The organism is Salibacter sp., from assembly GCF_031581065.1.
Classification (GTDB): domain Bacteria; phylum Bacteroidota; class Bacteroidia; order Flavobacteriales_G; family Salibacteraceae; genus Salibacter.
This window is the reverse complement of the sequence record NZ_JAVLBN010000016.1, coordinates 35,338-47,642: the sequence shown is the minus strand read 5'-3', so window position 1 is coordinate 47,642 and position 12,305 is coordinate 35,338. Positions and strand designations below refer to the sequence as shown.

14 protein-coding genes are annotated in these 12,305 nt (G+C 40.2%); 7 read left to right on the top strand and 7 right to left on the bottom strand.

All coding sequences use genetic code 11. The features are described 5' to 3' along the window. From RI557_RS05915 to RI557_RS05905, 3 genes are all read left to right on the top strand, one after another. The coding region (locus RI557_RS05915; protein WP_310682711.1) for a hypothetical protein at positions 1 to 271 on the top strand (271 nt) is incomplete at its 5' end. A gap of 75 nt (positions 272 to 346) precedes the next feature. Next, positions 347 to 2,104: an aspartate--tRNA ligase gene (gene aspS, locus RI557_RS05910; protein WP_310682709.1), complete on the top strand. Its 1,758-nt coding sequence runs from the start codon at positions 347 to 349 to the stop codon at positions 2,102 to 2,104. Between the two features lie 28 nt (positions 2,105 to 2,132). Next, positions 2,133 to 3,569 (top strand): TlpA disulfide reductase family protein, encoded by a 1,437-nt coding sequence (locus RI557_RS05905; protein ID WP_310682707.1) that lies wholly within the window; start codon positions 2,133 to 2,135, stop codon positions 3,567 to 3,569. Here RI557_RS05905 and RI557_RS05900 read toward each other — a convergent pair. After that, a complete protein-coding gene (locus RI557_RS05900) occupies positions 3,566 to 4,078 on the bottom strand; it encodes a hypothetical protein (RefSeq protein ID WP_310682705.1) in 513 nt (170 codons plus the stop codon). The two genes, RI557_RS05905 and RI557_RS05900, sit on opposite strands and share 4 nt — an antisense overlap. Next, positions 4,075 to 5,139, bottom strand: a complete 1,065-nt coding sequence (locus RI557_RS05895) for an XRE family transcriptional regulator (protein WP_310667501.1) — start codon at positions 5,137 to 5,139, stop codon at positions 4,075 to 4,077. The genes RI557_RS05900 and RI557_RS05895 overlap by 4 nt, the downstream gene beginning before the upstream one ends. A gap of 210 nt (positions 5,140 to 5,349) precedes the next feature. Here RI557_RS05895 and RI557_RS05890 point away from each other — a divergent pair, with 210 nt between their 5' ends. Together RI557_RS05890 and RI557_RS05885 are read left to right on the top strand one after the other, a co-directional pair. After that, positions 5,350 to 6,207 (top strand): UDP-2,3-diacylglucosamine diphosphatase, encoded by an 858-nt coding sequence (locus RI557_RS05890; protein ID WP_310667502.1) that lies wholly within the window; start codon positions 5,350 to 5,352, stop codon positions 6,205 to 6,207. Between the two features lie 60 nt (positions 6,208 to 6,267). Next, complete coding sequence (locus RI557_RS05885) at positions 6,268 to 7,356, top strand: redoxin domain-containing protein (RefSeq protein WP_310682703.1); 1,089 nt, start codon at positions 6,268 to 6,270, stop codon at positions 7,354 to 7,356. On the opposite strand, the gene RI557_RS05880 is transcribed toward RI557_RS05885, so the two are convergent. From RI557_RS05880 to RI557_RS05870, 3 genes are all read right to left on the bottom strand, one after another. Next, positions 7,353 to 7,478 (bottom strand): hypothetical protein, encoded by a 126-nt coding sequence (locus RI557_RS05880; RefSeq protein WP_310667504.1) that lies wholly within the window; start codon positions 7,476 to 7,478, stop codon positions 7,353 to 7,355. The two genes, RI557_RS05885 and RI557_RS05880, sit on opposite strands and share 4 nt — an antisense overlap. A gap of 180 nt (positions 7,479 to 7,658) precedes the next feature. Next, positions 7,659 to 8,684, bottom strand: coding sequence for a phenylalanine--tRNA ligase subunit alpha (gene pheS, locus RI557_RS05875; protein ID WP_310667505.1), 1,026 nt, complete (start codon positions 8,682 to 8,684; stop codon positions 7,659 to 7,661). A 35-nt stretch (positions 8,685 to 8,719) separates the two neighbouring features. Then, entirely contained in the window at positions 8,720 to 9,541 is an 822-nt protein-coding gene (locus tag RI557_RS05870) for a peptidylprolyl isomerase (protein WP_310682701.1), read from the bottom strand. Positions 9,542 to 9,566: 25 nt separating this feature from the next. Here RI557_RS05870 and RI557_RS05865 point away from each other — a divergent pair, with 25 nt between their 5' ends. Beyond that, the gene (locus RI557_RS05865) at positions 9,567 to 10,010 is read left to right on the top strand and encodes a hypothetical protein (protein WP_310667507.1); all 444 of its coding nucleotides are present in this window, start codon (positions 9,567 to 9,569) and stop codon (positions 10,008 to 10,010) included. Here the strand turns inward: RI557_RS05865 and RI557_RS05860 are convergent. After that, positions 9,958 to 10,317 carry a hypothetical protein gene (locus tag RI557_RS05860; protein WP_310667508.1) on the bottom strand — a complete coding sequence of 120 codons (360 nt, stop codon included), beginning with the start codon at positions 10,315 to 10,317 and terminating at the stop codon, positions 9,958 to 9,960. The two genes, RI557_RS05865 and RI557_RS05860, sit on opposite strands and share 53 nt — an antisense overlap. A 75-nt stretch (positions 10,318 to 10,392) precedes the next feature. Here RI557_RS05860 and RI557_RS05855 point away from each other — a divergent pair, with 75 nt between their 5' ends. Further along, positions 10,393 to 10,944 carry a CvpA family protein gene (locus RI557_RS05855; protein ID WP_310682699.1) on the top strand — a complete coding sequence of 184 codons (552 nt, stop codon included), beginning with the start codon at positions 10,393 to 10,395 and terminating at the stop codon, positions 10,942 to 10,944. Here the strand turns inward: RI557_RS05855 and RI557_RS05850 are convergent. Next, positions 10,934 to 12,118 carry a phosphoglycerate kinase gene (locus RI557_RS05850; RefSeq protein ID WP_310667510.1) on the bottom strand — a complete coding sequence of 395 codons (1,185 nt, stop codon included), beginning with the start codon at positions 12,116 to 12,118 and terminating at the stop codon, positions 10,934 to 10,936. The genes RI557_RS05855 and RI557_RS05850 overlap by 11 nt on opposite strands. Positions 12,119 to 12,305 lie beyond the last annotated feature (187 nt).

The window sequence follows — 12,305 nt, the reverse complement described above, 5'->3', positions numbered from 1 at the left end:
CAATGATACAGTTACTTTATACATGACAAGAACTAAAATGCTGGTTGGAATACATCCATATTGTGAGTTTGAACCAAATGCTGTTGATTCTTATGGGTATAAACACTTTTTCTTAACTAGTGCCAGAGTAAGCACTGGAGATGATAATTGCCATGGTCTTCAAGCGTATGGCTATGCTGAGGGAGACTCTGTTTTTGTCGATTTTTCGTACATTCCGCCTGATATAGGTGAATATGTCCATGACTACTTTGAAGGGAGGGTGGTTAAATAGCAAATTACAATCTTTCCGCATTCAATAAATACCTTCAAAAAACCATAACTTCGCGGCTCTGAAAAAAGCACGAAAATGTACAGATCTCATACTTGCGGAGAACTTAGAAGCGAACACATTGACCAAACAGTAAAACTGGCCGGCTGGGTACAGCGCACTCGTAACCTGGGCGGAATGACATTCATCGATCTACGCGATCGTTACGGGGTTACCCAACTCGCGTTTAGCATGGAACAAAATGCTGACTTATGCGAAAAAGCACGTAAAATGGGTCGGGAGTTTGTGATCCAGATCGAAGGAAAAGTCATTGAGCGCAGTAGCAAAAACGACAACATACCAACCGGTGCTGTGGAAATTAGCGTTTATTCCCTTAACGTTTTGAGTAAAAGCGAAGTGCCTCCTTTCACGATTGAAGACGACACTGATGGCGGAGAAGAGCTCCGCATGAAGTATCGCTATTTGGATCTGAGGAGAAACCCGCTCAAAAACAACATGATGCTCCGTCATAAACTGGCAATTGAAACTCGCAAGTATCTCGATGGACAGGGTTTTTTAGAAATAGAAACGCCTTACCTCATCAAGTCTACTCCTGAAGGAGCAAGGGATTTTGTAGTTCCATCGAGAATGCACGAAGGTCAATTCTATGCGCTTCCCCAGTCTCCACAAACTTTTAAGCAGCTTTTGATGGTTTCGGGATACGATAAGTATTTCCAAATCGTAAGGTGTTTTAGGGATGAAGATTTGCGAGCAGACAGACAGCCGGAGTTTACCCAAATAGACTGCGAAATGACCTTTGTCGATCGTGAGGATGTGCTCAACACATTTGAAGGATTGACAAAAAGTCTCTTTCAGAACACAATTGACGTACAACTCCCAGATTTCAAACGCATGACCTATGATGATGCTATGCGCCTTTACGGATCTGACAAGCCCGACTTGCGCTTTGGGATGCAATTCATCGAGCTCAACGACCTCTCGCAAAACAAAGGATTTAAGGTATTCGACTCTGCCGAGTTGGTTGTAGGGATTTGCGCAAAAGGATGCGCCAATTATTCGCGCAAAGACCTCGACAAACTCACTGATTTTGTGAAGCGTCCACAAATTGGCGCCAAAGGAATGGTTTGGGTCAAGTACAATGAAGACGGCTCAGTAAAATCGGCAGTTGATAAATTTTACAGCGAGGAGGACCTCAAGACTATGCTGGAAAAAGCAGATGCCCAACCGGGCGATTTACTTCTAATCTTGAGTGGCGAAACCAATCACACGCGCAAAGCGATGAACGAGTTGAGACTGGAAATGGGAAATCGCTTAGGACTTCGCGATCCTAAAAAATTTGTGCCACTTTGGGTTGTGGATTTCCCGCTTCTCGAATGGGACGAAGAAACTGAGCGCTACCATGCCATGCATCACCCGTTCACCTCTCCAATCGATGAGGATATGGAAATGATCACATCAGCTCCTGAGAAAGTCCGCGCAAACGCTTACGACATGGTCATCAACGGGGTTGAAATTGGAGGCGGATCAATTCGTATTCACGACAATGAGCTCCAGCAAAAAATGTTCGATGCTCTCGGCTTCACAAAAGAAGAAGCACAAAAACAATTTGGATTCCTGCTCGATGCATTCAAATACGGTGCGCCTCCGCACGGTGGAATCGCATTTGGATTTGATCGACTGGCAGCACTTGCCGGTGGTCGTGACAATATTCGCGAGTTCATCGCCTTCCCTAAAAACAATGCCGGCCGCGATTTGATGATCGATTCCCCGTCAACTGTTTCAAAAGATCAGCTCGAAGAATTGCACCTCAAAATTGAAGAGAAAAAAGAAGAATAATCTGCTAACTTTGAACAAAAGTTCTGCTATGAAAACGAAATTTCTTTTGAACTTACTGGCCGGGCTTTTTATGGCTCTGACCATTACGAGCTGTATCGATACCGGAATTGATCACAAGATTCAGCTTGGCGGACAAATCTTCAATGCGCGCGATTCATTTGCCATTGTTTGGAAACGGCCCACTCCAAAAGAAGCGATTCTCGGTCAGAGCCAGACGCCTTTCGACACCGTTCACTTTGATCAAAAAGGCCTTTTCCTATCTGACGCTGTTTTCGATAGCGGGATGTATGTTTTCGAATACAACGATTTTGAGGTGCCGATTTACATGCAAGAAGGCAAAACACTGAACATCAACTTCAATGCACAATCGCCCCGTGAAACACTCAAGTTTTCTGGTTCTTCTAAAAAACCAAACGCCTTTTTAAAAGAGCGAAGAAACCTGCAGAGTAAAATTCAGCAAGAGGCCAACTCGCTTTTGGGAGCTCCTGACAGCTTGTTTTTAGGCTTTTTAGACAGCGCAAGGAAATCGCTCGACACAAATGTTGTACAGTTCATCACGAATAAACCGTCTTTTGATAAGACATTCTTAACCGATGAACAATTCACGGCTTACTATTTTGCGTCTAACTTGCTCTTGGATTACATCCGCTTTCACGAATACCGCAAAACTGCTGACGAGCTAAAACCATCAACCAAAAAGATGCTCGATAAAATTGACATCAACAATGACAGAGCGGCTAACAATAAAGAATACCTTGAGTTTGTTCAATCTGCAGTGAGCCTTAAAGCAAACGACAGCCTCCAAAATATTGAAGGAAAAGTTCAGCCCGAGCAAATTGTCCCTGTACAGTTTTACGTGATCGAGAAAACGCTGGATGCTCCGGAAACAAAAAGTTACATGAGCTATGCTATGGGCCGCCAGGCTTTTATGTTCATCGGTCCTGACATAAACGATTCAACACTTGCTATCATTCGCAAAAACATAACAGATGAAGCTTATGCGAATGCATTTCAAGAAACTCACTCTGAATGGCAACAACTCACTAAAGGAAATGTGGCGCCAAACATAAAAGGTGTTGACACATCAGGTAAAGACATTTCTCTATCAGACCTCAGCGGAAAACCCGTTTACATTGATGTGTGGGCAACCTGGTGTGGTCCCTGCAAAGAAGAAATCCCTTCGCTCAAAAAACTCGAACGCAAATACGGAGATGACATTCATTTTGTAAGCATCTCAATTGACGAAAATAAAAACCAATGGCTGAACTACGTTGAAACCGAAAACCTGCAAGGTATTCAGATCCATAACGAAAAAGCGTGGAAATCAGCATTCGTGAAAGAATATAAAATAAGAGGAATTCCGCGGTTTATCATGGTAGATGCAAAAGGCAACATCATTGATGCAAATGCCCCCAGGCCAAGTGGAAAAGCTGAGGATTTAATCGAAGAGAGTTTGAATAATTAATATAAACCCATCCAGTATTTTAGCCTTTTCTCACACTCAGTTTTAGGCAACCCCAGTTTTTTATTAATCTCATTTATTAACTCATTGAGTTTTTCACATGCTAATTCAGGATGCAGTATTCCTGTTTCTACTAATTGGTCAAAAACCCACAAATGTCCATGAACACTTACTTTTTTCTCTTTTGCAAATTTCCTTAACTGTAAATCACTCGTGATTAGCACTCCATCTTTGTTTTTAGATAATAGAAATGCTGATAAATCATTATCGCTCAACCCACTAACACCCTTCCTCAAATCGTAAAGTTCAATAAGGTCAACCGGCTCCAGAGATTCAACATAAAGTTTATTGGCTTCAATAAATGACTTGAGCCTTGTTACCTGATTTGCGTTTAATTCTTCAAATACTAAGTCTGTTGTATAGAAGTCAAACTCTAGCTCAAAAAAGTAGGACTCAATCTGGAGTTTTACAACATCTATTAAAATATTAGCATCATTGACTACAACCTTCATACAGTCAAAAATTCATCCCTAAAATCAGCGAGTTTCATATTAGCCAATGATGCAGCTTTACTCATAGAAACCACTTCTTCTGATGCTGCCCTGTAAATTAACTGGTTAAAGCGGTCAGATTCCTCTTTGCCTTCATAAACACCATACTTTGGCTCACTCTCTAGCTTTAATTCAATATCTCTATTTCTCAGTAACCAAAAGCGTTTAATCATTGATTCATTAACTATTTTCAACTCTCTAACCTTATACATTAAAGCTGCTATAGAGATTCCATAGTATTCTTTAAGATCAATCAACTCATTTAAACTGATGCTCTTCCTGTGTTTACCAATGTTCTCAACTAATTTTTCTGATGGAATTAATAACTCATTTGCAAATGCATTGCAAAGCTTCTCTTCAACTTTTTCATCTATTTTTTTACGGTCAATATTCAATAAAACATGTCCGAGTTCATGTAAAGCAGTAAATCTTTTTCTCAGTACATTAAAAGATTTATTTAACACTACCAGTGGTATATCTCCAACCCAGGTTGACAATCCATCAAATCCATCAGAAGTAGTAAACTCAAATACTTTCACCTCATGATACTCAAGCATTTCAATTACATTTGGTATTGGATTTAGTCCTAGTTCCCAATATTCACGCAACTTAATTGCAGCATTCTTTGCGTCATCAATGTTTTTGCAATTGATATTTTTTATGGGGTTATGGAATTTACCTCCTAAAACCAATATAGATTCAACCTCTAAATATCTTTCTAGTAAATCAGTACTCTGAGCAATTATTTTTTTTATTTCACTTTTCTTTAAACGGGAATGTTTCCTGAATTTCACCTCAGGTAATTCTATTGTCTCATTTCTAAAGAAAAAATCGGTTTTGACTTCCAAAGCCTTTGATAATTCAACTAAAACTGAACTACCAGGCATCATTAGACCCTTTTCGTATTTACTGATTGCGTTTTTACTAACAAGCCCATTCATCTTTTGAACCAGTTCATCCTGTGACAACCCAGCTAATGATCTTGCGAGTTTTAACCTGATAGAAAATTGATTGTTGAGCATTTATAAATGTTATTGTAAGTTGACAATAATGCAAAATAACAACTATTTGTCAACCATACAAAATTCACTCATTTTTTTATAAACTCCGCAACAATATGTTAACACAATTAATCAAACCTTCACATTGCTCCTCATGAATTCACACCAACTTAAAAGTTCTCTAATAATGCACTAAAAGCAGGTTATCATCTTCGTGCAAACCAAGATGATATGCCTATACACAAAAGAGAAATTGACCTAATCGTTCTTTCAGATCTCCACCTGGGCACTTACGGATGCAGAGCTCAGGAATTACTCCAGTACATGAAAAGCGTAAAACCGAAACGCGTCATTCTGAACGGAGACATTATCGACATTTGGCAGTTCAAGAAAAGCTACTTCCCAAAAACACACATGAAAGTTGTCAAGCAATTGATGAGCTGGATTGCTGATGGCGTTCAGGTAGATTACATCACAGGAAACCACGATGAGATGCTCCGCAAATTCAATGGTTTTGAGTTGGGTTCATTCAAAATTTGCAACAAAGTAATGCTCAACCTCCCAGATGGTAAAGCCTGGATTTTTCACGGAGATGTTTTTGATGTAACAATGAAGTACTCAAAGTGGCTCGCAAAACTGGGAGCTGTCGGTTATGACACATTAATCATGATCAACATCTTCGTTAACTGGTGTTCTAAAAGGCTGGGTAAAGATCGCATTTCACTCTCTAAAAAGATCAAGAACAGCGTGAAGGGTGCCATCAAATTTATTGATGACTTTGAGCAAACAGCTGCAGATATCGCTATCGACAATGACTACGAATACGTCATTTGCGGACACATACACCAACCCCAGCACCGGATAATCGAAAACGAAAAAGGTGCTGTAAATTACCTAAACAGCGGTGATTGGATCGAAAATCTATCAGCGCTAGAGTACCACAATAAAACATGGAAGCTCGTAACACACGAAGAGTTATTCGATAATCTGCCGCAAGTCAAACCCGATCCAGAAGAAGATCTCGTCCTCGAAACCGATCACTTATTCGAAAAACTTGTAGAAGAATTCAACCTCATGAAGATTAGCTAAAGTGAAACATTTGTCAACTCCTTAACATTTGCTTTGCTCTGCTTTTGTCAATTTTGAAGCATGAAAGCAACATTGACTTTTCTCACAGTTTTTATTTCACATTTAGTTTTCGGTCAGATCCACTTCAAAGCCGACTTTCAGTCACAACCAAATGCAAAAGTCGAGATCCAACGCTGGGACGTTCTCAATCAAACCAAAAAAACAGAAGCCACTTTCTCACTCAATTCTGAAGGACAAGCTGTAAAGACCCTTGAACTCACTCCTTTCATCTATCAGGTTAAAATTAGTGGGAATACAGAATTACAGGTGGCGATTGACCATGGAGATTCATTGATAATAACAGCAAAAAATGAAAAAGTAACAGTTTCAGGAAGTGAAGGAACAAGTAAAATGCAGGCTTATGAATCGTATAGGGAAAACGATTTTGAGCAGCATGTAAAACCTCTTCGCAAGCGGGCGGCAAAGGCTTTCAAAAACGGTAACGACTCGCTGGCTGTGGCTCTGACCGTGAATGAGCAAAACGCTTATGACAACCATAAAAAGAAACTCATTCAGTTTGCGCTCAATGAATTGGACAGCTCAACTGCCATTTATTATGCTGCATTGAGATGGAAAGGAGACGAAGAGTTGAAAAACATCAAAAAACTGCTCGATAAACTTGAAAGTCGGTACTCAAAAAATCCGGCAATAGAAACACTCGATGAACGCATCAAAAATTTTGAGCGCGTTGCAATTGGTCAAAAAGCACCATCTATTGAATTACCCGATCAAAATGGAAAAATTCACACGCTCAATGAGCTAAAAGGAGATTACACATTAATTGAATTTTGGGCGAGTTGGTGCGGACCGTGCAGGCGATTTAATCCGGAATTAGTCGAGATCTTCAACACCTATAAAAACGAAGGTTTAAACATTGTTTCTGTGTCACTTAACACACGCAAGAACCTTTGGATTAGCGCCATCAAACAAGACGATTTAGACTGGACTCAACTATCTGACTTAAAAGGATATAAATCGAAAACAGCAAAAGATTACAATATCTCGAGTATTCCGGCTAATTTCCTCATCGATGAGAACGGAATAATCATCGACAAAAATCTTTTTGGTCCGGATTTAAAAAAGAGGCTTGAGGGGTTGATAGAGTTTTAGTTTATTTTTTCAACTCTTGAGCGTTTTATCTCAGCAATAATCTCATCTGAGCTCCTGTCATCATCCCAGGCTCCAAATAAGTTCACATCTTTAGGATCGTTTTGTTCGCTCTTTAAAGACATCTTCAACATTTCAATTAATCGCTTCTTTGAAACATTGTCTAGATGAGTCAAAAACCTAAAATATTTGTCTATTGATTTATTTGAAAATACCAGACTCATAATCAGAGTGATTTACTGTAAAAGTACAAAACTCAACGTAAATACTCAAGAAACTGTTGTACAGACAAAAAAAAGCAGCCTCTAATAAGCCGCCTTAAACTGCTTCAAAAAACGCACATCATTTTCAAAGAAATAGCGCAAGTCACCAATTCCGTAGCGTTGAGCTGCAATTCGCTCGATACCCATTCCAAAGGCAAAACCGGAATATTTCTTAGAATCGATTCCGCAGTTTTCAAGAACATTTGGATCAACCATTCCACAGCCCATAATTTCGAGCCATCCGGTTCCTTTTGTCATGCGGTAATCAGCTTCCGTTTCAAGTCCCCAGTAAACGTCCATCTCAGCACTTGGCTCAGTAAACGGGAAATAAGAAGGTCGCAACCTGATTTTTGTTTTGCCAAAAAACTCCTCAGTAAAATACTGGAGTGTTTGCTTCATGTCAGCAAAGGATACATTCTCATCAATGTACAACCCTTCAATCTGGTGAAAAATGCAATGCGCCCGAGATGAGATAGCTTCATTTCTAAAAACTCTACCCGGAGCGATGATTCTGATGGGCGGCTTTTGATTTTCCATCACTCTCACCTGAACAGATGAAGTGTGCGTACGAAGCGCCAACTTTTCGTCACCTTCATTTTCCACGAAAAAAGTATCCTGCATATCACGAGCCGGATGTTCTTCAGGGAAATTCAAAGCGGTGAAATTGTGCCAGTCATCTTCAACCTCAGGCCCTTCAGCTACTGTAAAACCGATTCTCGAGAAAATATCGACAATCTCATTCCGAATAACCGAAATTGGATGTCTCGCTCCCAACTCAAAAGGATATCCCGGCCTGGTGTAATCCTCTTTCGCTTTACGGTCAGAGCCACCGGAAGCTAAATCACCCTTTAGCGAATCAAACTTTTCCTGAGCGGCTTGCTTGAGTCCGTTGAGCTTTTGTCCAAAAGCCTTTTTTTGATCGTTTGGTACATTTTTAAATTCGCCAAACAACTCTTTGATAAGGCCTTTTGATCCCAAAAACCTGATGCGGAACTTTTCCAGCTCCTCTGCGCTTTGGGTTTCAAACGAATTTATTTCTTCTAAATACTCGTCAATTTTCTCGATCATGGACAAAAACTTTGCGCGAAATTAATATTCCCCTTTTAATTCAGCATTTTCATGCGCATCCAAATGTCTTTTTTAGGTCGATTATTTCCGTCAACCTCTACAGATGCAATTTTTTCAAGTACTTCTATTCCTTCTATAATTTCTCCGTAAACCGTGTACATATCATCGAGGTGTGGAGTTCCTCCAATTGTTGTGTAAGTTTCAATTTGCTCCTCGCTAAAGCGATAATGTTCAACTTTATCTTCAACTTTTAACTTGAGCGTATCGTAAAAAGATTCCATCATTTCTCTGTTTTGCGATCGCTGTACAGTTTTGTACTTCGTTCGCAGGCTATCGTTCTCAGGTTTTGCTAAATAATTCGTAATGGCATTGTTGAATGCCTTTTTCATACGCATCTGCTCCATTTTTTTGAGTTCTTCTTTCGTGAAAACCTTTCCCTCAACGAGATAAAATTGGGACCCTGAACTCTTACGTGCCGGATTGATCCTGTCCATTTCTCTGGCGGCAGCCAGCACACCTTTTTTATGGTAAATCGTGTCCACAAATTCAGCCTCAATCTTGTAGCCCGGTCCGCCATCACCTAATTTTTTACCCGGCTTTGCATTAATACTTTCAGGATCTCCGCCCTGTATCATAAAATCATCGATGACACGATGGAACAACGTACTGTCATAGAATCCGTCTTTAACGAGCGCAACAAAATTATCACGGTGTTTTGGCGTTTCATTGTACAAAGCGACTTTCATGTTACCCATGGGAGTTTCGATCAGAACCAATCGCTGTTCCTGGCCAATGGATCTGACCGAAACAGCTAAAAAAATGAGCAGATAAAAATATTTTAGATTAATTGTGCGCATTATTTATAAATTTGGATTTCTAATTATGAAAAGAATGGCAGTGAAAATAGCAAAAAACTGGCTAGCTTCAATCTTTGCAATGGCGCTTTTGATTGGATTTGTAGCTTGCGAAAATGATGACGATGAGGATGATGCTCCTACAATAGCTGAAATCCGCACACTCGATACTGACGGTGAAGCTGTAGCTGATGCAACAGTTTTACTTACTTGTGAGAGTTCTGTAAACCGTCCGTGTGATATTGAAATTGAAGGAAAAACGAATCAAAATGGTGTTTACACCAGAGAGTTTGAATTACCCAAAGTGTTGAAAGTAAATGCTTACAAGGTTCTTTCAGATACTCAGGTAACGGGTGTATTTCCTGATACGAATATTACGGTAACTTACGATTCTATTTGTGGTGAAGCTTATATTTCAATTATCGCCAACGAAAAGAGTCGTCAGTCAATTGTTCTTTACGAATGTAATTAACAATAGCCTCACGCATTAACTTATTTTGCTCTCCCGCTTTCAAGTGGGGGAGCTTTTTTTTGCGCTCAAAATGAGGCCAGCCATCTTCGTCTCTTCCCATAAACTCGTAGTAGCCATAAGGCTCGAGGAGCGTGCACACAGAAATATGCATAACATCTACCTTTTCATCTTTTGAGAGTTTGCGGTGTCCCATTCCCAGCTCCTGCATCCCGATTAAAAAAATAATGGCATCGATATCGAGTCCGCCACCAAATCGCTTTTCAAAAAACTCAATAACACCTTGCCATTCTTTCATTAAGTCACTCATCTAATTCACATTTTTGCGTTCACAAAACTAACGCTCAAAATAAAAACCACCTCGCAATAAGTCTATTTTTGAAACATGAATTTTCTCGACATCATTATTCTCATCATTTTAGCATTTATGGGATTCAAGGGTTTCAAACGCGGATTGATCATTGAAATGGCCTCTATCCTCGCTCTTATACTTGGAATTTACGGAGCTATTGAGTTTTCTTTTTACGTTGAGGGATTACTGAAGGATCAAACGAATTTAGACGAGAGCTACTTACCTCTCGCTGCATTTGCAGTGACTTTCCTGGGGATTGTTGTCGGGATTCATCTTTTGGCCAGAGTGATTCAGGGAGTTTTGAAAATGGCTGCACTCGGTCTCATAAACCGAATTGCAGGAGCTGTTTTCGGATTATTGAAAGCGACCATCATCATGAGTTTCATCCTTGTATTCCTCAATTCATCTTTGCTGGGGGGGTTACCCAAAGAAACCAAATCTGAATCGTATTTATACGGCCCTGTTGCTTCTGTTGGTCCAACAATAATGCCCATCATCACAAAAAGCTCCTGGTACAGAGATCTGGATCTGACCGGTGAATTCGATGATGCAAAGGAAAAAGTTGAGGAAGAAACTAACCTTTAATTGCTTTTACTCCAGGTAATTCTTTTCCTTCGATGAGTTCGAGCAATGCTCCACCTCCGGTAGAAACGTAACTCACGTGTTCCTTCAATTTGAATTTATTCACTGCTGCAACTGAATCGCCTCCGCCCACGAGGGAAAAAGCTCCGCGTTCACTGGCGGTAACGATCGCGTAAGCAACCTGCTTTGTTCCTTCGCTAAAGTTTTCAAACTCGAAAACGCCCATAGGGCCGTTCCAGAGGATAGTTTTCGATTCCTCAAGACAGAGTTTGCAATCCTCAATTGCCTCAGGACCAATATCCAGCCCCATAAAACCATCAGGAATATTGCTTGTCGGAACCGTTTTCTTGTTGGCGTCATTTGAGAAATCATCTCCAGCAACCGTATCTTCAGGAATGATAATTCTCACACCTTTTTCATCAGCTAAATCCAAAATCTTTTTAGCAGTGTTAACGTAGTCTTTTTCAACGAGTGAGTTCCCGACATTTCCACCCTGAGCAACAGCAAAAGTGTATGCCATTCCACCACCGATAATCAGGTTATCGACACGATTCATGAGGTTCTCGATTATCCCGATTTTTGAAGAAACTTTAGCTCCTCCAATAACAGCGGTAAATGGTTTTTTCGGCTCTTTCATGACTTTCGCCACACTCTTGAGCTCCCTGTCCATCAGATAACCAAAGAGCTTGTCGTCAAAATACTTTGCGATAATTGCTGTAGAAGCGTGAGCGCGATGAGCCGTTCCAAAAGCATCATTCACGTAAACATCACCGAGCTTTGAAAGTTGCTCAGCCATTTGGTCAGATCCTTTTTTCTCACCCTCGTGAAAACGCAAATTTTCGAGTAACAAAACCTCACCCGATTTCAGTTGACCTGCTTTTTCCTCAGCTTCAGAACCGAGACAATCACTGGCAAAATGGACGTTGGTTTTCAATAACCCTTCGAGGTGACTGACTAAATGTTTTAGCGAGAATTTCTCTTCCCGGCCTTTTGGTCTGCCGAGGTGCGACATCAAAATGGCCGATCCGCCATCGCTCAAAATCTTTTTGACAGTTGGCAAAGCAGCCTGAATTCGTGTATCATCAGTAATCTCAAACTGCTCGTTGAGCGGAACATTAAAATCGACACGAGTGAGTGCCTTTTTACCTGAAAAGTTGAAAGAGTCCATTGTTTGCATAGCGTACAAAATTGTGGAGGCAAAAATTGCAAAAATCTTTGATTTAAGGTGAGTTTAGATTATTCTTTAAAATCGAATCGTTTATACGAGCTTGAATCTTTAAACGAAATATGAAAAAGCTTAATGTTTAACGTTTAGCGAGGTTTAATGCAAGAGTTAAACAAACTGATGTTATTCATCACATTTT

Bases quoted from the DNA above. Each gene is read 5' to 3' on its own strand.
- RI557_RS05850 (WP_310667510.1), bottom strand. From the start codon at position 12,118: ATGCAAACAATGGACTCTTTCAACTTTTCAGGTAAAAAGGCACTCACT.
- RI557_RS05880 (WP_310667504.1), bottom strand. From the start codon at position 7,478: ATGTCTTTAAAGAGCGAACAAAACGATCCTAAAGATGTGAACTTATTT.
- RI557_RS05865 (WP_310667507.1), top strand. From the start codon at position 9,567: ATGAAAAGAATGGCAGTGAAAATAGCAAAAAACTGGCTAGCTTCAATC.
- RI557_RS05885 (WP_310682703.1), top strand. From the start codon at position 6,268: ATGAAAGCAACATTGACTTTTCTCACAGTTTTTATTTCACATTTAGTT.
- RI557_RS05870 (WP_310682701.1), bottom strand. From the start codon at position 9,541: ATGCGCACAATTAATCTAAAATATTTTTATCTGCTCATTTTTTTAGCT.
- pheS (WP_310667505.1), bottom strand. From the start codon at position 8,684: ATGATCGAGAAAATTGACGAGTATTTAGAAGAAATAAATTCGTTTGAA.
- RI557_RS05855 (WP_310682699.1), top strand. From the start codon at position 10,393: ATGAATTTTCTCGACATCATTATTCTCATCATTTTAGCATTTATGGGA.
- RI557_RS05905 (WP_310682707.1), top strand. From the start codon at position 2,133: ATGAAAACGAAATTTCTTTTGAACTTACTGGCCGGGCTTTTTATGGCT.
- aspS (WP_310682709.1), top strand. From the start codon at position 347: ATGTACAGATCTCATACTTGCGGAGAACTTAGAAGCGAACACATTGAC.
- RI557_RS05860 (WP_310667508.1), bottom strand. From the start codon at position 10,317: ATGAGTGACTTAATGAAAGAATGGCAAGGTGTTATTGAGTTTTTTGAA.
- RI557_RS05900 (WP_310682705.1), bottom strand. From the start codon at position 4,078: ATGAAGGTTGTAGTCAATGATGCTAATATTTTAATAGATGTTGTAAAA.
- RI557_RS05895 (WP_310667501.1), bottom strand. From the start codon at position 5,139: ATGCTCAACAATCAATTTTCTATCAGGTTAAAACTCGCAAGATCATTA.
- RI557_RS05890 (WP_310667502.1), top strand. From the start codon at position 5,350: ATGCCTATACACAAAAGAGAAATTGACCTAATCGTTCTTTCAGATCTC.